Consider the following 24016-nt stretch of genomic DNA (forward strand, 5'->3'; position numbering starts at 1 on the left):
GCTAGCGCCCCGTGCGTGTGAAAACGAAGATGCCCGCAATGACGAGCACCGTGCCGGCCGCGATCCACGCGGTGAACGGCTCGCCGAGTATGACCACCCCCATGAGGATGGTCGAAAGAGGCCCGATCATGCCGGTTTGCGCGGCCATGGCCGGCCCGATGCGCTCGATGGCCATCATGACCATCAGGACGGGCACCGCCGTGCACAGCGTGGCATTGAGCACCGACAGCCAGATGACTTCAGGCGCCACCTGTATCGCCACGCTCATGGGCCGCGTGAGCACGAACTGCAGGATGCACAGCACGCAGGCGACGGTGGTGGCCAGGCCCACGAGCCGAAGCGAGCCGAGGCGCTTGACGAACTCGCCGCTGTAGACGAGGTAGCCCGCATAGCTCACGGCGCTCAGGAACACGAGAAACGCGCCCCAGGCCGCCGCCCCGCCGCCCTTGCCGCCGCTGCCGATCCAGAGTTCGTGCCCGAACACGAGCAGCACGCCGGCATAGCTCACGATCATGCCCAGCACCTGCGGACGCGTCGCGCGCCGCCGGTACAGGAGCCAGCCGAACAGCAGCACCAGCGTGGGGTTGAGATAAAGAATCAGCCGCTCGAAGCTGGCCGAGATGTAGGCGAGCCCGGCAAAGTCGAGAAAGCTCGCAAGGTAATAGCCCGAGAAACCGAGCCCGATCACCCCGAGCCAGTCGCGCAAGGTGAGCGCAGGCTTGCCGCGGCCGGCCCACCACGCCATCACGGCGAACAGCGGCAGCGCGAACAACATGCGCAGCATGATCAGCGTGATGGCATCGACGCCATAGCGGTAGGCCAGCTTGACGATGATGGCCTTGCCGCTGAACGCGATGGCGCCCAGCGAAGCGAGGACGAGGCCGGACGCAATGCTCTTTGCGCCGCTCTGCGAAGGGGGGATGCCGGTCTGTACGGCGGACTTGGTCATCCCTCGATCATCGCGTGGCCGTCAAAACCCTGCAGCCACGCCGTCGCGGCGAGGATCGCTGGCGGCCACATAGCCTTCCACCGACGGGTCGCCCGCGCGCCAGATGAACTGGCCCGCGCCGAAGTCCTGGTAGGAGTCGTCGATCACGTCGAGGTGGTGGCCGAGGTCGCGCAGGCCCTGCACGGTGTTCGGGTTCATCGCGGCCTCGACGTTGATCTCGAGCCCCGCGTTGAAGCGCCAGCGCGGCGCGTCGCAGGCGGCCTGCGGGTTCTGCTTGTAGTCGAGCATGCGCACCAGCGTCTGCATGTGGCCTTGCGGCTGCATGTTGCCGCCCATCACGCCGAAACTCATCACCGGCTGCCCGTCCTTGGTCAGGAACGCTGGAATGATGGTGTGGAAGGGCCGCTTGCCCGGTGCGACGACGTTCGGGCTCTCGGCCTTGAGGCTGAAGCCGTGGCCGCGGTTCTGCAGGCTGATGCCGAACTCGGGCTCGACGCAGCCCGAGCCGAAGCCCATGTAGTTGCTCTGGATGAAGCTCACCATCATGCCGCTCTCGTCGGCGGCCGTGAGGTAGATGGTGCCGCCCTTCACGGGGTTGCCGGCCTTGAAGTCCTGTGCCTTTTTCACGTCGATGAGTCTCGCACGCGATGCCAGGTAGGCGTCATCGAGCATTTGCGCGGGGGTCACCGTCATCGACGATGGCTCCGACACGTAGCGGTACACGTCGGCAAAAGCCAGCTTCATCGCCTCGATCTGCAGGTGCTGCGAAGCGACAGAGTCGACCGGCAGCGAGGCGATGTCGAACTTCTCGAGAATGCCGAGCGCGATCAGCGCCGCGATGCCCTGCCCGTTGGGCGGAATCTCGTGCAGCGTGTGGCCGCGGTAGTCGCGCGAGATGGGTTTGACCCATTCGGGCTGGTAGGCCGACAGGTCGGCCACCGTGAGCGAGCCGCCCTGCTCCCTCGAAAACTTGGCGAGCGCCTCGGCGATCTCGCCGCTGTAGTAGGCCTCGCCCTTGGTGCGCGCAATGGCCTTGAGCGCGCGCGCGGCAGAGGCGAACCGAAACAGCTCCCCGATCTCCGGTGTGCGGCCGCGAGGCAGGAAAGTCTGCGCGAACCCCGGTTGCGACTCGAGCAGCGACGTGGCCGCGACCCATTTGCCCTGCACCACCGGCGGCACCAGATAGCCGCGCTCGGCGATGTCGATGGCCGGTGCCAGCAGGTCGGCGAAAGGCAGCTTGCCGAAACGATCGCTCAGCGCCACCCAACCGCGCACCGCGCCCGGCACCGTGACCGAGTCGATGCCGCGCATCGGCGGCGTGACCGCGTCGGCGCCGTACTTCGCCTTGAAGTATTCAGGCGTCCAGGCCTTGGGTGCGGGACCGGAGGCGTTGAGGCCATGCAGCTCCTTGCCGTCCCACAGGATGCAGAACGCGTCGCTGCCAAGGCCGTTGCTCACCGGTTCGACCAGCATCATGACGGCCGCCGTGGCAATGGCCGCGTCCACGGCATTGCCGCCCTGTTGGAGCATGCGCAGCCCGGCTTGCGACGCGAGCGGGTGCGAGGTCGACACCACGTTGCGCGCGAAGATCGGAATGCGGGTGGAGAGATAAGGATTGTTGAAATCGAAGTTCATGTCGGTTTGTCTCGCTACTCGTTGGTGATCTTGCGTTCGACCACGATTTTTTTCCACTTGGCGGCGTCGGCCGCCACCATCCTGGCGAACTGCTCGGGCGTTCCGGCAGTGGCGGGCTCGATGCCCAGGCGCGAAAGCTTGTCCTTCACTTCGGAGTCGGCCAGCGCTTCGTTGGCCGCCTTGTTGACGCGCGCCACGATGTCCGCCGGCAAGCCCTTGGGCCCATAGAAGCCGAACCAGGTGTTCGACTCGTAGCCCGGCAGCGTGTCGGCAATGGGCGGCAACTCAGGCGCGAGCGGACTGCGCTTCAGCGTGGTGACGCCGAGCGCGCGCAAGCGGCCGTCGCGCACGTGCGGCATGCCGGTGGGAAGCGAGTCGAACAGCACATCGATCTTGCCGCTGATCAGGTCGGGGATGGCGAGCGCCGTGCCCTTGTAGGGAATGTGCGTGACGAACACGCCCGCCTGCGCCTTGAAGAGTTCCGCCGTGAGCTGCACGATGGTGCCGTTGCCGCTCGAGGCGTAGTTGAGCTTGCCCGGGTTCTTCTTTGCGAAATCGATCCATTCCCGCACGGTCTTCGCGGGCGAATTGACCGGCACCAGCATGATGCTCGGCGCATCGCCCACGTGCGCGATGGGCGAGAAATCACGCACCGTGTCGTAGGGCAGCTTGCTGGCGATGGCCGGGCCGATCGAATGCGTGCTGGTGGTGGCCAGCAGCAGCGTGTAGCCATCGGCCGGCGCCTTCGCGACCAGGTCGGACCCGATGGCGCCGCCGGCACCGGGCTTGTTGTCGATGATCAGCGTGGTGCCGAGCTTTTCGCTCATCTTCTGCCCGAGCGTGCGGGCAAAAAGGTCGGTGGCGCCCGCAGCCGGGAACGGCACGACGAGCCGCACCGGCTTGTTTGGATAGCCCTGGGCGATGCTGGCCGTCGATGCAGCCATGCAAAGCGCGGCGGCCACCCCTTGAAGGAACTGGATTCGTTTCATGGTGCTGGATTCTGGCCCGGTGGAGAAACCTTGCATGCTATGCAGCCGCCGCGCATCAAGCCAGATAATGCCGCTTATTCAACTATGAGCCCTGCTTATGACAAAGAATGCCGCCGAAGAGGTTTCGTTGCAGCAGCTGCGCGCGCTGGCGGCGGTGGCCGAATCGGGCAGCTTCACGCGAGCGGCGGAGACCCTGCAGCTGACGCAGCCCGCCATCAGCCACCTGATCAAGCGCATGGAGGAAGAGCTCGGGCAACCGCTGGTCGTGCGGGGCCGCCGGATCCAGCTGACCAGCGCGGGGCAGGTGATGGTCGAGACGGCCGTGCGCGCGCTGCGGCTCATCGATGAATCGGTGGATGCGTGCCGTTCGCAGTCGCAGCTGCGCGAAGGGCGCGTGGTGCTCGCGGTGGGGCACCTGACAGCCGGCGCCCTGCTGCCGCCGATGCTCAGCTTTTTTTCCCAGAAGCACCCCACGCTGGCCACCACGCTGCTCGACAGCACCGCGGAGCAGATGATCTCGCGCATCCTCTCGCAGGAGGCCGACCTGGGCTTTGGTTCGGACATCGGGCAGAAGCATTCGGAACTGGCGACGGAGCCGCTTTTCTCCGAACGCATGGCCCTGTTCGTGCGCGACGACCACCCACTGGCGCAGCGCGTGGTGGTCGATGCGAAGCATCTGGAGGCGTTGCCCTTCATTCACGTCAACCCCGATGCCAACGTGTGGCGCGCCGTGAGCCGCCAACTCTCGAGCGTGGCCAACGTGTACCCGCGCGTGGTCCATCACGTGTCGATGCTGTCGACGGCGTTCGGCCTCATCCAGGCCGGCGCGGGCGTGGCGCTCTTGCCGCGCTATGTGGAAGTGCTGATGCCGGGCAATTTGCGCGCCGTGGCGGTGACGCGTCCCGTCCTGGAGTATCCGGTTGTCGCAGTGCGGCTGGCCAAGCATCCGCTCAGTCCTGCCGCCTTGGCCTTCCTGGCCATGGCTCGGCAGCACATGAAGCCGCCGCGCGCAAACAAGCTCTGAAAAAAGAAACGGCGCCCGAAGGCGCCGTCGAATTCTTCGTGGAACACCGCGGAACCGGCTTTGCCGGGCCGCTGGTGTTGCCCCCTTGAGCGGGGAGTCGAGCTACACGAAGTGAGCGAGGGACGGGTGGGTTATTCCTCGACGAACGCTTCCTCGCGTTTCGATTTCACCGCCGGCAAGAGCACGATCACGAGCAGCAGCGCGGCCGCAGCGAGCAGGCTGGCGGAGATCGGACGCGTGACGAACACGCTCCAGTCGCCGCGCGACAGCAGCAGCGAACGGCGCAGGTTTTCTTCCATCATCGGGCCGAGGATGAAGCCCAGCAGCAGCGGTGCAGGCTCGCAGCCCAGCTTGAAGAAGGTGTAGCCCACCAGACCGAAGATCCCCACCATCCAGATATCGAAGGTGTTGTTGTTGGTCGAGTACACGCCGATGGCGCAGAACAGCACGATCGCGGGGAACAAGTACTTGTAAGGCACCGACAACAGCTTGATCCACATGCCGATCAGCGGCAGGTTCAGAATGATCAGCATCGCATTGCCGAGCCACATCGAGGCGATCAGGCCCCAGAACAGCTCGGGGTTGCTGGTCATCACCTGCGGGCCGGGCTGGATGTTGTGGATCGTCATCGCGCCCACCATCAGTGCCATCACGGCGTTGGGCGGAATGCCCAGCGTCAGCAGCGGAATGAAGGAGGTCTGCGCGCCGGCGTTGTTGGCCGACTCGGGTGCCGCCACGCCGCGGATGTTGCCCTTGCCGAACGGCACTTCGCCCGGCTTCAGCTTGGTCTTCTTCTCGATCGTGTAGGCTGCAAAGGCCGCCAGCAACGCACCGCCGCCGGGCAGGATGCCGAGCGCCGAACCCAGGGCCGTGCCGCGCAGAACAGCAGGCACCATGCGCTTGAAGTCTTCCTTGGTCGGGAACAGGCCCGAGACCTTGGCGGTGAACACTTCGCGCTCGTCGTCCGGACGCGAGAGGTTGGCAATGATTTCGCCGTAACCGAACACACCCATGGCGATGGCAACGAAGCCGATGCCGTCGGTCAGTTCAGGAATGTCGAAGCTGTAGCGCGCCACGCCCGAATTCACGTCGGTGCCGACCAGGCCCATCAGCAGGCCCAGCACGATCATCGCGATGGCCTTGAGCAGCGAGCCCGAGGCCAGAACCACGGCGCCGATCAGGCCCAGGATCATCAGCGAGAAGTATTCGGCCGGGCCGAACTTGAAGGCCAGCTCGGTCAGCGGCGGTGCGAAGGCAGCAAGAATCAGCGTGCCCACGCAACCCGCGAAGAACGAACCCAGGCCGGCCGCGGCGAGCGCCGGACCTGCACGGCCCTTGCGCGCCATCTGGTAGCCGTCGATCACGGTCACCACCGACGAAGATTCGCCCGGCAGGTTGACCAGAATCGCGGTGGTGGAGCCGCCGTATTGCGCGCCGTAATAGATACCGGCCAGCATGATCAGCGCCGACACGGGCGGCAGCGCGTACGTGGCGGGCAGCAGCATTGCGATGGTCGCGACCGGGCCGATGCCCGGCAGCACGCCGATCAGCGTACCCAGAATACAGCCGACCAGGCAGTACAGCAGGTTGGTGAAGGTAAAGGCAACGCCAAAACCCATCGAGAGGTGTTCAAACAATTCCATGAGAGCGCTTTCTTCTCAACCGGTGATGAAGGTCGGCCAGACCTGGATCTGCAGCTTGAGCGCCCAGATGAAGGCCACATAGCTGCCGATGGCCAGCACGGTGGCCAGGATCAGCACGCTCGGCAGCTTGAACTCGTGGCCCGCGAGGCTCGAGATGATCACGAGCGCGTAGATGGCGATGATCATTCCCATGGCCGGCACGCCGATGCTCGGCAGGCCGCCGAGCAGAATGCCGAACGCGAGGTTGGCGCCCAGGATGAACACGACCTGCTTCCAGGCCCACTTGCCGATTTTTTCGCCGTCGGTGGTTTCAACGGTCAGGCCGCTGAACATGATTCCCAGACCGATGACGGCCATCAGGATGCCCAGCATCAACGGGAAGTATCCCGGCCCCATGCGGGCGCCGCTGCCTACGCTGTAGGTGGTGGCGCCCCATGCGAACGCCACGCCCACGACCGTAAACATCAGACCCGAGAAAAAGTCTTTCTGACTCTTGATTTTCACGAACAGTCTCCTCGAACAAATTTCGATGCGAGATTGTCGAGTCAGCTGGTGGTCAGGCCGATGTGGATTCCACTAACGAAAGGCCTAGGGATAACCCGAAAGACTTCACAGAGCCCGACCCCGCGACACCGCGGAATCGGCTCTGCCAGGCTCATTCCAGGGGAGGCGTCGCGCTCAGGACTTCTTCGATGGTCGTCACGCCCTCGGCCACGCGCAGGGCCCCCGCGAGGCGCAACGGACGCATGCCGTCGATCACGGCCTGGCGGCGCAGCCCGGCGAGGTTGGGCTCCTTGGTGACCTGGGCCTTGAAGTCTTCGCTGATGCTCAGCAGTTCGTACAGGCCCATGCGGCCCATGTAGCCCGTCATGCGGCAATCGACGCAACCCACCGGCTTGTAGGCGCGCACCGAGCCGGTGATCTGCCACGGCTTGACGATGGCTTCGAGCTTCTCGCGCGTGACGGTGTCGTCGGGCTGCTTGCAGTTGGGACACAGCGTGCGCACCAGCCGCTGGGCCAGCACGCCGAGCATCACGGCGTTGATGAGGTACGAAGGCACGCCCAGTTCCATCAGCCGCGTGATGGCGCTCGGCGCGTCGTTGGTGTGCAGCGTGCTGAACACCAGGTGGCCGGTGAGCGCGGCCTGCACCGCCATCTCGGCCGTGGCAAGGTCGCGGATCTCGCCGACCATGATGATGTCCGGGTCCTGCCGCATCAGCGCGCGCAGGCCTTCGGTAAACCCGAAGTCGAGCTGCGGCTGCACCTGCGTCTGGTTGAACGAGGGCTCGATCATTTCGATTGGGTCTTCGACCGTGCTCACGTTGACCTCTTCGGTCGCCACGCGCTTGAGCGTGGAGTACAGCGTGGTGGTCTTGCCCGAACCCGTGGGCCCGGTCACCAGGATGATGCCGTTGGGCCGCGTGACGAGTTGCTCCCAGCGGTGTGCGTCATGCTGCGAGAAGCCGAGCGCATCGAGGTCCTTCACCGCCGTGTCGGGGTCGAAGATCCGCATCACCATCTTCTCGCCGAACGCGGTCGGCAAGGTGGACAGGCGCATTTCGACCTCGTCGCCGCGCATGTTGCGGGTCTTGATGCGGCCGTCGAGCGGGCGGCGCTTCTCGACCACGTCCATGCGGCCCAGCAGCTTGATGCGCGACACCATCGCGTTCATCACGCCCATGGGCATCTGGTAGGCCGGATGCAGGATGCCGTCGATGCGGAAGCGGATCACGCCCTGCTCGCGGCGCGGCTCCAGGTGAATGTCGCTGGCGCGCTGGTCGAAGGCGTATTGCCAGAGCCAATCGACCACCTGCACCACGCTCTGGTCGTTGGCATCGAGCTGCTTGGTGCTCTTGCCCAGCTCCACCAGCTGCTCGAAGCTCGCGCCGCCGGTATTGCCACCGGCCTTCTGCGCGGCGCGCACCGACTTGGCGAGCGCAAAGAACTCGGCCGTGTAGCGCTGGATGTCCGTCGGATTGGCCACCACGCGGCGCACCGTGCGGCGCGCTTGGCGCTCCACCTCGGCGATCCAGTCGGTCAGGAAAGGCTCGGCCGTGGCCACCACCACTTCGTTGGGCAACACCTGTATCGGCAGCACCTTGTGGCGCTCGGCATAGGCCGCGCTCATGGTGTCGGCCACCTTGCCCACGTCGACCTTGAGCGGATCGATGCGCAAATAGGTGAGCCCCGCGCGGCCGGCCAGCCACTGCGTGAGCATTTCGAGATCGAGCGGCTTGCCGTCGCTTTCGCGCGTCATGGCCACGTTGGCCAGCCGGACCAGCGGCGCCTGCCGGCTCTCGGCCTGGGCGCAGCGCGCGATGGTGCGCTTGGCTTCCATCGGGGAAATGACGCCGTCGGTGGCGAGCCATTCGATCAGCCGGCGCAGGTCGAGCGGGCCTTCATGCCGGTCGGCCGAGGGTTTGGGTGCGGAAGCGGCGGGAACAGCGCTCATGAGCCGGAAGGTCGGGTGAGAGTGGGATTCAGCGGTTTGAACACGCGCAGCCATTTCGGCGCGGGAAGTCCCCATCGAGTCTGGATCGTTTGGGCGCGCTCGGCAAGGGCTTCGCGCTTCGGGCGGCTTGGCGTGCGCTGCGCCAGCACCACCGTGTTGCCTTCGCGCGTCGGCTTGAAGGCCCAGACTGCGTCCGCGCCGAATGCGCCGGCGATTTTCTCCAGGCTGCGCTCGTAGCTCGACGAGCGGCCGAAGAGATTGACCGTCATGCAGCCGTCTTCGGTGAGCAGCGCGCGGCAATCGGCATAGAAGCCTTCGCTGTCGAGCACCGGCGCGGCGGCTTCATGGTCGTACAGGTCGACCTGCAACGCATCGACCGTGCCGTGCCATTCGGCTTTTCGAATCTCGAGCGCCGCATCCGCAATGACCACGCGCAGCTTCGGATCGTCCGCGGGCAGCTTGAACCAGCCGCGGCAGGCCGACACCACCTGCGGATTCAGCTCGACTGCGGTGGTGCGCATGCGCAGAGTCTTGCGGCAGAACTTGGTGAGCGTGGCCGCGCCGAGGCCGAGCTGCATCGCATGGCGGCTCGCCACGCTCTTCGGGTCGGCGAACAGCAGCCAGGCCATCATGCGCTGCACGTATTCGAGCTCGATTTCGAACGGCGCATCGAGTTTCATCGAGCCCTGGACCCATTCGGTGCCAAGGTGCAGGTAGCGAATGTCGCCCCAGTCGGAGAAGTTGACTTCGGGAAGAACGGGAGTTTTGCTCGTGGCCATCAAAGAAGGTGGTGGGCGACAAAGACCTCGCGCCAGGCTGCGAGTTTGCGCTCGAAGCTCCAAGACGCGTTGGCGGGACTGGTGGAAGGCAGCTGATAGACCGGCACCCCCAGGGTGCGCGTGTGGCGCGCATGCTTGAAGCTCTCGCCGCCGTTGTGCGCAATAGCGGCGAGCTTGGGAAGATGCAGCCCCGCGATGTCGTTGGCAACAGGTGCGCGGATCGCCGAGTCGAGGCTGCCCTCGCGTTCGCAAGCCGCATACACATCCCACACGCCCAGGCCGCGCGCGAGCAACCACTTCTTCTTTTCGGGATAGCTGTCTGCGCCCATCGGGAGCAGGTGGTGGGGCCAAACGGCTTGCAAGATTTTCCAGAATTGATTTTGCGGATGCGCATAGTACTGCTGCTGCTCGAGCGACCGAACGCCCGGGAAGCTGCCGAGTATCAATACGACCGTGGCGGGCGAGACGATGGGCGCAAGGCCCGTGAGCACTGCGCTTGTGGTGTCGGGTGCAGTTGGTGGTTTCATGAACAGCCTCTATCTTGGCACTGTCGGCAATTTCGATCGCCCATGAAAAAACCCGCCGAAGCGGGTTGTGCTGAAGGCAATCGCCAGTTATTTCTTGGCGGCTTCGTGTTCGGCGGTGCCGGGCACCTTTTCACCGATGGCCTTGCCGGTGCTGCGCATGCCGTCGGCCGTCTTGTGGCCTGCGGTTTCAACAGCGTCGCCGGTCTTGGCGGCCACGTTCTTGGTGGCGTCGGCCGCCTTCTTGGTGGTGCGCTTGGTTGCGTTCCAAGCCTTCTTGGTACCGCGCTCGGTGGCGTTCACGGCCTTCTTGGTCGTGCGCGCGGTGGCATCGACCGCGTCCTTGCCGGCTTCCTTCACCTTCTCGGTGGTGGTGGGTTCGGCGGTGGTCGTTGCGGGTGCGGCGGTTTGCGCCACGGCGGACACGCCGATGGAAGCAAGCGCGAGGGCGAGCACGACGGGCACGGTGCGAATGAAAGATGTGGTCATGTAAAGACTCCTTTTTGGATGAAGTGTCGGAGTGACGAACTTGCCACTGAACAAACAACGCCACTTCGAACGCCGAGGATGACAGTAAAAGTGCACGCCTCTCTTGCGTAATCGCAAGACGGGGCATCGGCCTACGCGCGGTGCGGCCGGCCTTCCGACATGGAAAGAAGGCTTTCGAGCCGAGGCAGGGCTGCCAGGGCGTTGCGGGTCGTGGCCTCGGCCAGTTCGTCGGTGCCGATACCGCGCAATTGCGCCACCACGGCTGCGATGCGCGGCAGTTCGCCCGGTTCGTTGCGGCCCTGCGCTTCGCCGGCCGCGCGCTGCGCCTCTGTGCGGTAGATCCAGTGCGGCTGGATGTCGGGCGCGTCGGTTTCCATCACGATCGATTCGAGCGGCAGCGTGGCCGCGAGCCGGCGCAGCTGCAACGCGCGGTCGAAGGTCACGGCGCCGCCGAATCCCAGCTTCAGGCCGATGTCGATACAGGCCCTGGCCTGCTGCTCGCTGCCGTTGAACGCATGCGCAATGCCCTGCCATGGCCGGCCGGCCGCGGTCTGCCGCAGATGCTTGAGCACCTTGTCGACCGAGCGGCGCACATGAATGAGCACCGGCAACTCGTATTTGCGTGCGAGTTGCAACTGAGTGTGAAAGAAGTGCTGCTGCTTGTCGCTGTCCAGTCCTTCCACGAAATAGTCGAGGCCGATTTCGCCGACCGCGACCAGCCGCGGATCGCCGATGCGCGTGGACAGCTCGGCGTCGAGCGCCTCCAGGTCGGCCTCTTGCGCATTGCCGGTGCACAGCGGGTGGATTCCGAGCGCATAGGCATCGCCCTGCACGTGCGCCAATTCGCGCACGGTTGCGAAATTGAACGCGGCCACGGCCGGAATGACGCACAGCGCCACGCCCCGTTCAGCAGCGCGGGCGCGGATGGTCGGCATTCCCGCACCGAATTCGGGCGCGTCCAGATGGCAGTGGGTGTCGATGAATACAGCCATTGCGAGATGATGCCCGAAGGGATGCAAGGCAGAAGAAAGCGTGCTACTGTGACCCCCTCACCCGTCATCCTTTGCCGGAGGTGTTTCGATGCGCAGGCCCGCTTTCTACAGCCGTTCGCCCCGCACGCTGCCTCGAGCGGCCGATTCCGCGGCCGCCGATGAGGCCGTGCCGTCTCCCGATGGCGGAGGCAATACCGCGCAGCCAAACTCCCCGCAAGCGGCCAAGCCGGGCTGGCAGCCCGGCCGGCGCAGCTTGGCCTTCATGGTGGTGCTCAGCGCCGCACTCGCTGCGGGCGGCGCCACATGGTGGCCCCGCCACGGGGCCAAGGCGCTGACTCAGAAGGACATCGATTCGGCCGTGCTGCGCACGCTGCAGACCCACACGCTCCCCTCGCCCGCCGCCAAGGCCGCCGAGATCGTCCGGCCTTCGGTGGTGCGCGTGGTCGGCTACGGTCCCGAGAAAGCGACGCCCGAGGCCAAGATCCAGAAGCGGGGCCGCAATCTCGCCAAGGGCAAGCCGCCCGAAGCCGATGCCCCGCCGGGCGAGGTCGAGCGCGGCGTCGGTACCGGTGTGGTCATTGTCGACAAGGGCGTCATCCTCACCAACCTGCATGTGGTGGCCGGCGCCGAGACCATCAAAGTCACTTTTTCCGACGGCCTCGAGGCCGTGGCCACCATCACCGGCGTGCAACCCGAGAACGACCTCGCGGTGCTGCAGGCCCAGAAAATTCCCGACGACCTGATTCCCGCCGTGATGCGCTCAACGGCCGACCTGCAATCCGGCGACCAGGTGGTGGCCGTCGGCTTTCCGTTCGGTATCGGTCCGTCGGTGTCGGCCGGCGTGGTGTCGGGCCTGAAGCGCTCGTTCCGCTCGCCCGAGGGCAAGCAGGAACTCGGCAACCTGATCCAGTTCGACGCGGCAGCCAATCCCGGCAACTCGGGCGGCCCGCTGATCAACATGGACGGCGAGGTGCTCGGCATCGTCACCGCCATCCTCAATCCAACACAGCAGCGCACCTTCATAGGCATCGGTTTTGCCGTGCCGATCGAGAACGCGGCCTCGGCCGCCGGCTCGCCGCCGTTCTAGGACCGCACTTCGCCACTTCGCATTTCCGACTGTCTACAGAGAGGCCATCGCATGAGCACCGAGACCCCCTTTTCCACCTCTACCGCCACGGCCGAGCTGATGGAGCAGATCCTCTACGAAGTCAAGCGCGTGGTGGTGGGCCAGGACCGCTTCCTGGAGCGGGTGATGGTGGCCATGCTCGCGGGCGGCCACCTGCTGGTCGAAGGCGTTCCGGGTCTTGCGAAGACGCTCACCATCAAGACGCTGGCCGAGACCGTGCGCGGCCAGTTCAAGCGCATCCAGTTCACGCCCGACCTGGTGCCGGCCGACCTGGTGGGCACGCGCATCTACAACCAGAAGACCGGCGAGTTCAGCACCTCGCTCGGGCCGGTGTTCGCCAACTTGCTGTTGGCCGACGAAATCAACCGCGCGCCGGCCAAGGTGCAGAGTGCGCTGCTCGAAGTGATGCAGGAGCGCCAGGTCACCATTGCCGGCGAAACGCACAGGGTGCCGCGCCCGTTTCTCGTCATGGCCACGCAGAACCCGATCGAGACCGAAGGCACCTATCCACTGCCGGAGGCGCAGGTCGACCGCTTCATGATGAAGGTGCTGGTCGACTATCCGAGCGATGAGGAAGAGTTCGTCATCGTCCAGCGCGTGATCGGCACGATGGTCGAGGTCAATCCTGTTGCGACGACCGAGCAGCTTGCAGCGCTGCAGGCCGAGGCGCGGCGCGTGTACGTCGACCCTTCGCTCATCCAGTACGCGGTCAAGCTCGTATCGGCCACGCGCACGCCCGAGAAGCACGGCCTGAAGGACATGCGCCGCTTCATCACTTTCGGCGCGAGCCCTCGCGCGAGCATCAGCCTCACCGAAGGCGCACGCGCGCTGGCGCTGCTGCGTGGCCGCAGCTATGCGCTGCCCGAAGACATGACCGCGCTGGTGCCCGACGTACTGCGCCACCGCGTGACGCTTTCCTACGAAGGCTTGTCCGAAGGCCTCACACCCGACAGCCTGATCGAGAAGATCATGAAGGCCGTCCCCGCTCCCCCTAAACCCTTGGAACATGAAAAGCTGGTGGCGTAAGGCCCCTGCGGCCGCGAACGACGAACGGCTCATCGCCGAGGCCGGGGGTGCCGAGCGCGCGCTGCGCCGGCTTGAATGGACCGTCATCCGCCGTCTCGACGGTTTGCTGCAGGGCGACTACCGCACGCTGATGCGCGGCACCGGGCTCGACCTGGCCGACCTGCGCGAGTACCAGCACCACGACGACGTGCGCCACATCGACTGGAACGTCACGGCCCGGCTGCAGACGCCGCATGTGCGGGTCTTCACCGAAGACCGCGAAATGTCGGCGTGGTTCGTGCTCGACCTGAGCCGGTCGGTCGATTTCGGTTCAGGCCTGAAGGCCAAGCGCGAAATTTCCGCCGGCTTCGTCGGCGTGCTCGCGCGCCTGCTCACGCGCCACGGCAACCGGGTCGGCGCGCTGGTCTACGGCAGCGACCTCGAAGCCGTGATTCCACCGCGCAGCGGCCGCCGGCATGTGCTGCACCTGCTGCACGCCATGGAACGGCGTGCCGACAAGATCGAAAAAGCGCCCACCCAAAAAGGCATGACGCGGCTGGCCGACCTGCTGAAGTCGGCCGCCACGCTGATGCCGCGCCGCTCCACCGTGTTCGTGGTGTCCGACTTTCTGAGCGAGCCCGGTTGGGAACGCCCGCTCGGCCAGCTGGTGCAGCGGCATGAAGTCATTGCCGTGCGCCTGTTCGACCCGCTCGAACTCGAGCTGCCCGACCTCGGCCTGGTGCCGCTGCGCGATGCCGAAACCGGCGAACAGCTCTGGGTCGACACCCACGATGCCGGTTTTCGCAAGCGCTTCGCGCGTCTGGCGGCCGAGCGCGAAGCCACGCTGCGTGCTTCTCTCGCGAAGGCCGGTGTCGACGCCCTCGAGCTTTCCACCAATGACGACCTGGTGGAAGCCATCGTTCGTTTTGCCGACATGCGCAAGCGCCGCACGCGCATCGGTTCGGGCAGCGTGAAGGCGGTGGCAGCATGACATTTCTCTGGCCTCAATTCCTCTGGCTGCTGGCGGCCTTGCCGCTGCTGGTGTTGCTCTACATCTGGCTGATTCGCCGCAAGAAGAAGCTGGCGGTGCGCTATGCCAGCCTGTCGATCGTGCGCGAAGCCATGGGCGCCGGCCAGAGCCTGCGCCGGCACATTCCGCCCTTGCTGTTTCTGCTGGCCATGGCCGCGATGCTGGTCGCCGCCGCGCGGCCGATGGCCGTGGTGCTGCTGCCTTCGAACCAGCAGACCATCATCCTCGCGATGGACGTGTCGGGCAGCATGCGCGCGGCCGACGTGCTGCCCAACCGGCTGGTCGCGGCCCAGGAAGCCGCCAAGAGCTTCATCAAGGACCTGCCGCGCCACGTCAAGGTGGGCATCGTGGCCTTCGCGGGCAGTGCGCAGGTGGCCCAACTGCCCACCACCAACCACGACGACCTGGTGACCGCGATCGACAGCTTCCAGTTGCAGCGCGCCACGGCCACGGGCAACGCCATCGTGGTGTCGCTTGCCACGCTGTTTCCCGACGCGGGCATCGACGTGTCGCAGTTCAGCGCACCGAGCCGCCAGCGCGGCACGCCCATCGACCAGACGGAAAAGCAGGCGAAGGAATTCACGCCGGTGGCGCCGGGCTCCTACACCTCGGCCGCGGTCATCATGCTGACCGACGGGCAGCGCACCACGGGCGTCGATCCGCTCGATGCCGCCAAGGCCGCGGCCGACCGCGGCGTGCGCATCTACACGGTGGGCGTGGGCACGGTCGACGGCGAAACCATCGGCTTCGAAGGCTGGTCGATGCGCGTGCGGCTCGACGAGGAAACGCTCAAGGCCGTGGCCAACAAGACCAATGCCGAGTACTTCTATGCGGGCACCGCCGCCGACCTGAAGAAGGTGTACGAAACGCTGAGCTCCAAGCTCACGGTCGAGAAGAAGGAAACCGAAATCTCGGCGCTGTTCGCGCTGGGTGCGGCCATTCTCACGCTGCTGTCGGCGGGGCTGTCGCTGCTCTGGTTCAACCGGATTCTTTAGCTCCGGCCTTGGCGGCGGCCGGCAGGCCGGCGAGCACCTCGCGCAGGATTTCTTCGGACAAGGCCTTGTCGTCCATGGCGCGGGCCAGCACCACGCCGCCGTACATCGACGCCAGAATGCGGATCGCGTCGCCGCGGGGGTTCTTCTTCGATCGCCATGGAAACTTGCTGGCAAACCGGTCGATCAACAGCTTGAAGTAGGCCGTCAGCGGCGCACCGATGGCTTGCTCACTCCCCGGCTGCCCCGCATGCGCGGCAAACGCCGCCACGAGGCAGCCGCGGGCGCGGCTATCGCGGTGCTCGGGGCTCAGGTAGCTCCGCACATAGGCGCGCATGCCTTCGGGCGTCTTGCCGGCCGCATCGAGGTCTGCCAGCGCGGCGCCCCCGGAGTGGGCAATGCACTCCGCCATCAGTGCCTCCTTCGAGTCGAAGTGGTTGTAGAACGGGCCGTGCGTGAGCCCGGTGGCTTTCATGATCTCGCTCACGCTCACGCCGTCGAAGCCGCGCTCCTTGAAGAGGCGCGAGGCCTCGGCAAGGATCTTCTGGTGCTTTTCGGCGGTTTCCGCTGCGGGGTATCGCATGTGACCTCTTTCTGTTCCGGGGTACTTCAAGGCATGGCTTGACGCTAAGCATGATAACCATCATGCTTCGACACCTCAAACATGATGGTCATCATGCTTGTAGCAAGACAGCGCCTCCAACCTACCTTTGAACGGATTCAAAATGAGCGAACAAGCAACCCTCGGCACCGCCGTCGTCACCGGCGCTTCGGCCGGCCTCGGCAAGATCTACGCAGACCGCCTGGCCCGTCGGGGCCATGACCTGCTGCTGGTGGCGCGTCGCGCCGACCTGCTGGAAGAAGTCGCGGCCTCCCTGCGAACCCAATATGGCGTCAAGGTGCAAACGCTCGCAGCCGACCTCGCCGTCGCCGGCGACCTCGAGCGCGTGTCCAAGGCCGTTGCCACCGACCCGTCGATCACGCTGCTGATCAACAACGCCGGCCTCTCCACGCTCGCACCCGTCGCGCAGACCACGAGCGCGCAGCTGCAGAGCATGCTCGACGTGAACATCAACGCCCTCGCTCACCTGAGCCGTGCCGCATTGACCGCCTTCAAGGCGCGCGACCGCGGCACGCTGGTGAACATCGGCTCGGTGCTCGGCTTCTACACGCTGCCGATCAGCAGCATCTACAGCGGCACCAAGGCCTTCGTGGTGGCGTTCACGCGCGGGCTGCAGGAAGAGGTGGCGGGCACCGGCGTGAAGGTGCAGCTGGTGCTGCCGGCGGCCACGGCCACCGACATCTGGGAGCTCTCGGGCGTGCCGGTGTCGGCGCTGGCCGAGGGCACCGTCATGCAGGCCGAAGAGTGCGTGGACGCCGCGCTGGCCGGCCTCGACCTGGGCGAAGCGATCACGCTGCCGTCGGTGAACGACGCCGCCCTGCTCACCGGCTTTACCGACGCGAGCGCCAAGCTGTTCGGCGCTTCGCAGACCAGCAAGCCGGCCGCGCGCTATTTGGCGACGGCCTGATCGGCCTGCGCGGCCATCGCGGTGCGGTCCGGCGACTTCACCGCCCCGATGCCGCCCAGGAACAGGTCGGCCACGATAGGCGCCATGGCCGCGTGGTCGAGCTTTCCGCCCGGCTTCATCCAGGTGAACATCCAGTTGATCATGCCGAACAGCAGCATGGTCAGCGGCTTGGCCAGGTCGTCGCTCGGCGCGCCGGGCCTGAGCGCCGAGACGGCGCGCGCAAAGCCCGCGACCACCTCGCGCTCCTTGTCGAGCACGCGCTCGCGGTCTTCCTCTTCGAGAAAGCGCACGTCGTCGGTCAGCACGCGGTGCGCGTCCTGCGCGCCGGCGTATTCCTCGACGATGCGGTAGATGAAGCGGCGCAGCCGCTCTTCATCGGTGTGCGTCGATGCTTCCTCTTCAGCCACCAGCGCCGCGAGCTTCGAGACATGCGTTTCGGCGATGCTGATCAACAGGCTGCTCTTGTCCTTGTAGTAGTGATACAGCGTGGCCTTGGAGAGATTGCAGGCTTCGGCCACCTGGTTCATCGAGGTGGCGGGATAGCCGCTGCGCGCGAACAGTTGGGCGGCCTGCGCAAGGATGAACTCGCGCTGGTCGTCGTAGGTTGCGGATCTTCCACGCGGCATCGGGTCTTCTTTCTTCCTTGATTGGAGTTGCGGGCAACCCGCGATCTTGCATGAAGCGCGCCGGCTAGCCGCGCCGGGTCGCAATCAGCGAACGCACCTCAGCGGCAGGCAGCCGCGGGCGATCGGGCTCCATCTGCCGTAGCGGCGCCACCTCGTGCAGGCTCGCCAGGCTGCGAACTGTCAGCGCCTGGTAGGTCTGCGTGCCCTCGAGCTTCCAGGCAATTTCTTCCTCGCTCAGCATCTTCTTCACCTTGGCGGGAATGCCCGCCACCAGCGACCGCGCGGGCACCTTCATGCCGGCCGGCACAAAGGCACAGGCCGCCACGATCGCCTGTTCGCCGATTTCGGCCTCGTCCATCACCACCGCGTTCATGCCCACGAGTGCATCGCGCCGCACCATGCAGCTGTGCAGGATGGCGCCGTGGCCGATATGCCCGTTGACCTCGACCACCGTATCCTGGTCGGGAAAGCCGTGGATGCAGCAATGGTCCTGCACGTTGGAGCCCTCTTCCAGCACGATGCGTCCGAAGTCCCCGCGCAGGCTGGCGCACGGGCCCACATAGCAGTTGGCGCCGACGATCACGTCGCCGATCAACACGGCACTGGGATGCACATAGGCGGTGGGGTCGACGACGGGTATGACGCCGTCGATGGAATAGCTGGGCATTCGGTCGGTCTCCTTTTTTCAGGGGCTCAGGGTTTGCCCTGAATCAACCCCGCTTGTGCGGGATTCAAGGTCGATCCTAAAATCTACCGTCCGGTCGGTCAATAGTGTTTGCATGCCGATTCCGCCAAAACAAGGATGAGAGACAAGCCCATGCCAGAACCTTTAGTTCTCACCAGCGACGCCGAAGCCGTCCGCACGCTGAGCCTGAACCGCCCCGCCGCGCTCAACAGCTTCACGACGGAAATGCATGCGGAGTTGATGGCGGCACTTGAACTCGCAGCCAAGGACGACAGCGTGCGCTGCGTGGTGCTCACGGGCGCCGGCCGCGCCTTCTGCGCCGGGCAGGACCTGGCCGATCCCTCGGTCGCACCCGACCTCACGCCTGGCGCCAGCCCCAAGGACCTGGGTCACGTCATCTCCACTTATTACGCACCGCTGGTCGCGCGCCTGCGTTCGATGCCGGTGCCCGTGGTCGCCGCCGTCAACGGCGTGGCCGCCGGTGCGGGTGCCAACCTTGCACTGTGCTGCGACCTGGTGGTGGCCGCGCGGTCGGCAAGCTTCATCCAGGCCTTCACCAAGATCGGCCTTGTGCCCGACACGGGCGGTACCTGGCTGCTGCCCCGGCTTGTGGGCACGGCGCGCGCACTCGGCATTGCGATGTTGGGAGACAAGCTCCCGGCCGAAGAAGCGGCGCGCATCGGACTGATATGGCAGTGCGTGGACGATGCGGCACTGGCCGATACGGCCGCCGCACTCGCGTCGAAGCTGTCCGCCATGCCGACCCGCGCCTTGGTCGCCACCCGCCAGGCCATGGCAGCCGCGCAAGACATGGACCTCGACACGGCACTCACCCAAGAAGCACGCACTCAGCGCGAGTTGGGCAATGCGGGCGACTACCGCGAAGGCGTGGAAGCCTTTCGCGCCAAGCGTGCACCGGTGTTCAAGGATCGCTGAGCCATGACCGACAGCACCCGCACCCCGCAACAGACAGCCGAATACGTCCGCGACGGCATGTTCGCGAACGACAACGCCACCAAGGGCTTGGGCATGCGCATCGTCGAGGTCGGCCCCGGCCAGGCCACCCTGCAGATGCAGGTGCGCCAAGACATGCTCAACGGCCACGCCATCTGCCACGGCGGCTTCATGGCGACCTTGGCCGATTCCACCTTTGCATTCGCCTGCAACTCGTACAACGAACTCACGGTGGCCTCGGGCTTCTCCATCGACTTCATTGCACCGGCACGCGAAGGCGACGTGCTCACCGCGCGTTGCTTCGAAGTTTCGAAGGCCGGGCGCACCGGCGTTTACGACACCGAAATCACCAACCAGCGCGGCGAGCGCATCGCAATGTTCCGCGGCCGCTCGTACACCGCCAAGGGCCGACCCGCCGTTGCCGCCTGAGGAGACACACGCACCATGACAGCCAGACACCCCGCGCCCGGCGAGCTCGAGCCCATTGAAACCGCGAGCCGCGACGAGATCGCCGCCCTGCAGCTCAGCCGCCTGCGCACCACGCTGCAGCGCGCGTACGACAACGTGCCGCACTACCGCAAGGCCTTCGATGCCAAGGGCGTGCACCCTCAAGACCTGAAGTCGCTCGCCGATCTGTCGAAATTTCCGTTCACGGTAAAGAGCGACCTCCGCGATAACTATCCCTTCGGCATGTTCGCCGTGCCGCGCACGCAGGTGGCACGCATCCATGCCTCGTCGGGCACCACCGGCAAGCCGACCGTGGTGGGCTACACCCTGAAGGACATCGACACCTGGGCCGACCTTGTTGCGCGGTCCATCCGCGCGGCGGGCGGGCGGCCGGGCGACATGGTGCACGTGTCCTACGGCTACGGCCTCTTCACCGGCGGTCTCGGGGCGCACTACGGGGCCGAGCGCGCGGGCTGCACCGTCATTCCGATGTCGGGCGGCCAAACCGAAAAGCAGGTGCAGCTCATTCAAGACTTCAAGCCCGACATCATCATGGTCACGCCCAGCTACATGCAGGTGATCATCGAGCAGTTCGAGCGCCAGGGCCTCGACGCGAGAAACAGCTCGCTCAAGATCGGCATCTTCGGCGCCGAGCCCTGGACCGAGGCCATGCGCCGCGACATCGAAGGCAAGGCCGGCCTCGACGCGGTCGACATCTACGGCCTCTCCGAAGTGATGGGCCCCGGCGTGGCCAGCGAATGCGTCGAGAGCAAGGACGGCCCGGTGATCTGGGAAGACCACTTCTACCCCGAGATCATCGATCCCGACACCGGCGAGCTGAAGGCCGACGGCGAAGAAGGCGAACTGGTCTTCACCTCGCTCAGCAAGGAGGCCATGCCGATCGTGCGCTACCGCACGCGCGACCTCACGCGCCTCTTGCCGCCCACCTCGCGCGCCTTCCGCCGCATGGGCAAGATCGTCGGGCGCAGCGACGACATGATGATCATCCGCGGCGTCAACGTGTTTCCCACGCAGGTGGAAGAAGTCGTTCTGGCGCACAAGCGCCTCTCGGGCCTTTACCAGGTGCACGTGCGCCGCGAGGGCCTGCTCGACGAGGTCGAAGTGCACTGCGAACTCGACCACCGCAACGCCGCCATCGACGAAGCCGAACGCGAGGCCATCGCCGGCTGGGTGCAGGACCGCGTGAAGACGCTGGTCGGCATTTCGACCACGGTGCGCGTGTTCGACCCCGATTCCATCGAACGCACGCAGACCGGCAAGGCCCGCCGCGTGATCGATACACGGCCGCGCTGAACGCACACCGTTTTCCATTCTCTTTTTGCAGACAAAGGACACGCACATGTACACCCAGGCAATGGACACCATGGGCAAGGACACGGGCGACGACGGCAAGAAAAAAACCGTGCGCTCCGCCGACGAAATGCGGCTCGAAGAACGCTTCGACACCCGCATCGACGCCGGTGAATTCATCGAGGCGAAGGACTGGATGCCCGAGCACTACCGAAAGACGCTGGTGCGCCAGATCAGCCAGCACGCGCATTCCGAAATCGTGGGCATGCTGCCCGAGGGCAACTGGATCGGCCGCGCGCCCACGCTCAAGCGCAAGGCCATCCTGCTGGCCAAGGTGCAGGACGAAGGCGGCCACGGCCTGTACCTGTACGCCGCCGCCGAAACGCTGGGCACCTCGCGCGACCAGATGTTCGATGCGCTGCACAGCGGCAAGGCCAAGTACAGCTCGATCTTCAACTACCCGACGCTCACCTGGGCCGACATGGGCACCATCGGCTGGCTGGTGGACGGCGCGGCCATCATGAACCAGGTGCCGATCTGCCGCTGCTCGTATGCGCCGTATGCGCGCGCCATGGTGCGCATCTGCCGCGAAGAGAGCTTTCACCAGCGCCAGGGCTACGAAGCCCTGCTGACGATGATGACGCATGGCACCGAGGCGCAGAAGGCCATGGTGCAGGACGCGGTCAATCGCTGGTGGTGGCCCTCGATCATGATGTTCGGCCCGCCGGACGACCAATCGCCCAACTCGGCGCAGTCGATGCGCTGGGGCATCAAGCGCTTCAGCAACGACGAGCTGCGCCAGAAGTTCATCGACGCCGCCGTGGAGCAGGCGCGCATCCTCGGCGTGACCCTGCCCGACCCCGACCTGAAGTGGAACGAAGAGCGCCAGGCGCACGACTTCGGCGCGATCGACTGGAGCGAGTTCTGGCGTGTGGTGGGCGGCGACGGTCCCTGCAACCGGGAGCGCCTGCAGGCCCGCGTCGACGCCTGGGAAGAAGGCGCGTGGGTGCGCGAAGCCGCCATGGCCCACGCCAACAAGCAACCGATGAAGGAGGCCGCATGAGCGCCGATGTCCAACAAGAGTGGCCGCTGTGGGAGGTGTTCGTGCGCAGCAAGGCGGGGCTCGACCACAAGCATTGCGGCAGCCTGCACGCGGCCGATCCGAAGATGGCGATCCAGCTGGCACGCGACGTGTACACGCGCCGGCAGGAAGGCAGCAGCATCTGGGTGGTGCGCTCGGACCAGATCGCGGCGAGCGACCCGGGGGACAAGGACATGTTCTTCGATCCGGCGGAAGACAAGGTGTACCGGCATCCGACTTTCTATGCGCTGCCGAAGTCGGTCGACCACATGTGAGACCTTGATGAGCGCGCGCGAGTGGACTTCGTGTCGTCCCCTCTCCCTCTGGGAGAGGGCCAGGGTGAGGGCCGCCGGCCCTCGCCACCGACGGGTTTCTTCCACCGCCCACGCCCTCACCCCCACCCTCTCCCCAAGGGGAGAGGGAGCAAGACAGAGTTGGAGCCACTGAATGCAAGCCTCGATCGAACTGAACCGCACCCCCGCCGTGCAATACCTGCTGCGGATAGGCGACACATGCCTCGTGCTCGCTCAACGCCTCGGCGAATGGTGCGGCCATGCGCCCGTGCTGGAAGAAGACATCGCGATGGCCAACATCGCGCTCGACCTCGTCGGCCAGGCCCGCGCGCTGCTCACCCATGCCGGCAAGCTCGAAGGCGAAGGCCGCGCGCATGACGAAGACCAGCTGGCCTACCTGCGCGACGAACGCGACTACTTCAATCTCACGCTGGTCGAACTGCCGCGCGGCGACTTCGCCTTTGCCGTGGTGCGCAACACCATGGTCGCCACGCTGCTCAAGCTGCTGTGGCAGCGCCTTGCCGCATCGAACGACGCCGAGGTGGCCGCCATCGCCGGCAAGGCCGTGAAGGAGGCGCGTTATCACCAGCAGCATTCGGGCGACTGGGTCGTTCGGCTCGGCGACGGCACCGAAGAATCGCGCCGCCGCACCGAGAAGGCCCTCAAACAGCTGTGGCTCTACATGCCCGAGCTGTTCGAAAGCGATGCGGTCGATGCCGAAGCCAGCGCCAGCGGGCTCGGTCCGGCCTGGAGCGAATTGCGCGAACCGTGGCTCGCCGACATGCAGCAAGTACTCGATGCAGCCGGCCTCCCTATGCCGAAAGAGGCCGCCTTTCGCAGCACCGGCAAGCACGGCGTGCACAGCGAGCACATGGGCTACATCCTGGCCGAGATGCAGCACCTGCAGCGCTCTTACCCGGGAGGCGTGTGGTGAACGCCGTCGCCTCGCGCGTCGGTGCGGCGTGGGCCGTGCTGCACACCGTGCTCGACCCCGAGGTGCCGGCCGTGTCCGTCTGCGACCTCGGCATCGTGCGCGAGGTGATCGAACATGACGACGGACTGGAGATCGTGCTCACGCCGACCTACTCCGGCTGCCCCGCAACCGAAGCCATCGAGCACGACGTGCTCGCCGCCATCGAGCAGGCCGGCCTCGGCCGCGCACGCGCCACGCTGCGCCGCGCACCCGCTTGGAGCAGCGACTGGATCAGCGACGAAGGCCGCGCCAAGCTCAAGGCCTACGGCATCGCGCCGCCCGCGCACCTCACGCCAGAAGCCGCGGCCCACACGGCGATGCCCATCCGCCTTTTCGGCCGCATGGCCGGCGGCGAACGCATCGCTTGCCCCCGCTGCGCGAGCGAGCGCACCGAACGTCTCTCCGCCTTCGGCTCCACCGCATGCAAGGCGCTCTACCGCTGCATGGCCTGCCGCGAACCCTTCGAACACTTCAAGCCGATCTGACAA

At 65.9% G+C, this 24016-nt stretch carries 26 protein-coding genes; 13 read left to right on the top strand and 13 right to left on the bottom strand.

Features of this window, described 5'->3' with window-relative positions; translation table 11 throughout:
- Position 1: 1 nt before the first annotated feature.
- Genes QFZ42_RS18865 through QFZ42_RS18875 form a run of 3 tightly spaced genes read right to left on the bottom strand, consistent with a single transcriptional unit; the run spans position 2 to position 3573 of the window.
- A complete protein-coding gene (locus tag QFZ42_RS18865; RefSeq protein WP_307702422.1) occupies positions 2-949 on the bottom strand; it encodes a DMT family transporter in 948 nt (315 codons plus the stop codon).
- A gap of 21 nt (positions 950-970) precedes the next feature.
- A complete protein-coding gene (locus tag QFZ42_RS18870) occupies positions 971-2584 on the bottom strand; it encodes a gamma-glutamyltransferase family protein (RefSeq protein WP_307702423.1) in 1614 nt (537 codons plus the stop codon).
- A gap of 14 nt (positions 2585-2598) precedes the next feature.
- Positions 2599-3573, bottom strand: coding sequence for a Bug family tripartite tricarboxylate transporter substrate binding protein (locus QFZ42_RS18875; protein WP_307702424.1), 975 nt, complete (start codon positions 3571-3573; stop codon positions 2599-2601).
- A 97-nt stretch (positions 3574-3670) separates the two neighbouring features.
- Here QFZ42_RS18875 and QFZ42_RS18880 point away from each other — a divergent pair, with 97 nt between their 5' ends.
- Positions 3671-4597, top strand: a complete 927-nt coding sequence (locus tag QFZ42_RS18880; protein WP_307702425.1) for a LysR family transcriptional regulator — start codon at positions 3671-3673, stop codon at positions 4595-4597.
- A gap of 131 nt (positions 4598-4728) precedes the next feature.
- On the opposite strand, the gene QFZ42_RS18885 is transcribed toward QFZ42_RS18880, so the two are convergent.
- The 7 genes from QFZ42_RS18885 to QFZ42_RS18915 form a co-directional block, all read right to left on the bottom strand.
- Entirely contained in the window at positions 4729-6240 is a 1512-nt protein-coding gene (locus QFZ42_RS18885) for a tripartite tricarboxylate transporter permease (RefSeq protein ID WP_307702426.1), read from the bottom strand.
- A 15-nt stretch (positions 6241-6255) separates the two neighbouring features.
- A complete protein-coding gene (locus QFZ42_RS18890; protein ID WP_307702427.1) occupies positions 6256-6744 on the bottom strand; it encodes a tripartite tricarboxylate transporter TctB family protein in 489 nt (162 codons plus the stop codon).
- 151 nt (positions 6745-6895) lie between these two features.
- The gene (locus QFZ42_RS18895) at positions 6896-8692 is read right to left on the bottom strand and encodes a GspE/PulE family protein (protein ID WP_307702428.1); all 1797 of its coding nucleotides are present in this window, start codon (positions 8690-8692) and stop codon (positions 6896-6898) included.
- Positions 8689-9471, bottom strand: coding sequence for a spermidine synthase (locus tag QFZ42_RS18900; RefSeq protein ID WP_307702429.1), 783 nt, complete (start codon positions 9469-9471; stop codon positions 8689-8691). The genes QFZ42_RS18895 and QFZ42_RS18900 overlap by 4 nt, the downstream gene beginning before the upstream one ends.
- Positions 9471-9998, bottom strand: a complete 528-nt coding sequence (locus QFZ42_RS18905; RefSeq protein ID WP_307702430.1) for a DNA-deoxyinosine glycosylase — start codon at positions 9996-9998, stop codon at positions 9471-9473. Before QFZ42_RS18905 ends, QFZ42_RS18900 begins: the two co-directional genes overlap by 1 nt.
- An 87-nt stretch (positions 9999-10085) precedes the next feature.
- Entirely contained in the window at positions 10086-10484 is a 399-nt protein-coding gene (locus QFZ42_RS18910; RefSeq protein WP_307702431.1) for a hypothetical protein, read from the bottom strand.
- 131 nt (positions 10485-10615) lie between these two features.
- A complete protein-coding gene (locus QFZ42_RS18915) occupies positions 10616-11476 on the bottom strand; it encodes a TatD family hydrolase (protein WP_307702432.1) in 861 nt (286 codons plus the stop codon).
- A gap of 88 nt (positions 11477-11564) precedes the next feature.
- Between QFZ42_RS18915 and QFZ42_RS18920 the strand changes: the two genes are divergently transcribed.
- From QFZ42_RS18920 to QFZ42_RS18935, 4 genes are read left to right on the top strand one after another with little or no spacing between them, the layout of a single operon-like run.
- Positions 11565-12563: a S1C family serine protease gene (locus QFZ42_RS18920; RefSeq protein ID WP_307702433.1), complete on the top strand. Its 999-nt coding sequence runs from the start codon at positions 11565-11567 to the stop codon at positions 12561-12563.
- 51 nt (positions 12564-12614) lie between these two features.
- Positions 12615-13628, top strand: coding sequence for an AAA family ATPase (locus QFZ42_RS18925; RefSeq protein WP_307702434.1), 1014 nt, complete (start codon positions 12615-12617; stop codon positions 13626-13628).
- Positions 13609-14598 (top strand): DUF58 domain-containing protein, encoded by a 990-nt coding sequence (locus QFZ42_RS18930; RefSeq protein WP_307702435.1) that lies wholly within the window; start codon positions 13609-13611, stop codon positions 14596-14598. Before QFZ42_RS18925 ends, QFZ42_RS18930 begins: the two co-directional genes overlap by 20 nt.
- Positions 14595-15632, top strand: a complete 1038-nt coding sequence (locus QFZ42_RS18935) for a VWA domain-containing protein (RefSeq protein ID WP_307702436.1) — start codon at positions 14595-14597, stop codon at positions 15630-15632. Before QFZ42_RS18930 ends, QFZ42_RS18935 begins: the two co-directional genes overlap by 4 nt.
- On the opposite strand, the gene QFZ42_RS18940 is transcribed toward QFZ42_RS18935, so the two are convergent.
- Positions 15616-16212 (bottom strand): TetR/AcrR family transcriptional regulator, encoded by a 597-nt coding sequence (locus tag QFZ42_RS18940; RefSeq protein WP_307702437.1) that lies wholly within the window; start codon positions 16210-16212, stop codon positions 15616-15618. The two genes, QFZ42_RS18935 and QFZ42_RS18940, sit on opposite strands and share 17 nt — an antisense overlap.
- Positions 16213-16354: 142 nt before the next feature.
- On the opposite strand from QFZ42_RS18940, the gene QFZ42_RS18945 reads away from it, so the two are divergent.
- Positions 16355-17158 carry an SDR family NAD(P)-dependent oxidoreductase gene (locus tag QFZ42_RS18945; RefSeq protein ID WP_307702438.1) on the top strand — a complete coding sequence of 268 codons (804 nt, stop codon included), beginning with the start codon at positions 16355-16357 and terminating at the stop codon, positions 17156-17158.
- Here the strand turns inward: QFZ42_RS18945 and QFZ42_RS18950 are convergent.
- The gene (locus QFZ42_RS18950; RefSeq protein ID WP_307702439.1) at positions 17140-17784 is read right to left on the bottom strand and encodes a TetR/AcrR family transcriptional regulator; all 645 of its coding nucleotides are present in this window, start codon (positions 17782-17784) and stop codon (positions 17140-17142) included. The genes QFZ42_RS18945 and QFZ42_RS18950 overlap by 19 nt on opposite strands.
- Positions 17785-17848: 64 nt before the next feature.
- The gene (locus tag QFZ42_RS18955) at positions 17849-18451 is read right to left on the bottom strand and encodes a phenylacetic acid degradation protein PaaY (RefSeq protein WP_307702440.1); all 603 of its coding nucleotides are present in this window, start codon (positions 18449-18451) and stop codon (positions 17849-17851) included.
- Positions 18452-18601: 150 nt separating this feature from the next.
- On the opposite strand from QFZ42_RS18955, the gene QFZ42_RS18960 reads away from it, so the two are divergent.
- The 7 genes from QFZ42_RS18960 to paaD all read left to right on the top strand — a co-directional run bounded on the left by QFZ42_RS18960 (position 18602) and on the right by paaD (position 24013).
- The gene (locus QFZ42_RS18960) at positions 18602-19405 is read left to right on the top strand and encodes an enoyl-CoA hydratase-related protein (RefSeq protein ID WP_307702441.1); all 804 of its coding nucleotides are present in this window, start codon (positions 18602-18604) and stop codon (positions 19403-19405) included.
- 3 nt (positions 19406-19408) lie between these two features.
- Positions 19409-19852 (top strand): hydroxyphenylacetyl-CoA thioesterase PaaI, encoded by a 444-nt coding sequence (gene paaI, locus QFZ42_RS18965; RefSeq protein WP_307702442.1) that lies wholly within the window; start codon positions 19409-19411, stop codon positions 19850-19852.
- A 15-nt stretch (positions 19853-19867) separates the two neighbouring features.
- Positions 19868-21184, top strand: coding sequence for a phenylacetate--CoA ligase PaaK (gene paaK / locus QFZ42_RS18970; protein ID WP_307702443.1), 1317 nt, complete (start codon positions 19868-19870; stop codon positions 21182-21184).
- Positions 21185-21230: 46 nt separating this feature from the next.
- Complete coding sequence (paaA, locus tag QFZ42_RS18975; protein WP_307702444.1) at positions 21231-22244, top strand: 1,2-phenylacetyl-CoA epoxidase subunit PaaA; 1014 nt, start codon at positions 21231-21233, stop codon at positions 22242-22244.
- A complete protein-coding gene (gene paaB / locus QFZ42_RS18980) occupies positions 22241-22537 on the top strand; it encodes a 1,2-phenylacetyl-CoA epoxidase subunit PaaB (protein WP_307702445.1) in 297 nt (98 codons plus the stop codon). The genes paaA and paaB overlap by 4 nt, the downstream gene beginning before the upstream one ends.
- Before the next feature lie 172 nt (positions 22538-22709).
- Complete coding sequence (gene paaC, locus QFZ42_RS18985) at positions 22710-23489, top strand: 1,2-phenylacetyl-CoA epoxidase subunit PaaC (protein ID WP_307702446.1); 780 nt, start codon at positions 22710-22712, stop codon at positions 23487-23489.
- On the top strand, positions 23486-24013 hold the full coding sequence (gene paaD / locus QFZ42_RS18990; protein ID WP_373423349.1) for a 1,2-phenylacetyl-CoA epoxidase subunit PaaD: 528 nt from the start codon (positions 23486-23488) through the stop codon (positions 24011-24013). Before paaC ends, paaD begins: the two co-directional genes overlap by 4 nt.
- Positions 24014-24016: the final 3 nt, after the last annotated feature.

It is taken from the genome of Variovorax paradoxus, from assembly GCF_030815855.1.
GTDB lineage: Bacteria > Pseudomonadota > Gammaproteobacteria > Burkholderiales > Burkholderiaceae_C > Variovorax > Variovorax paradoxus_M.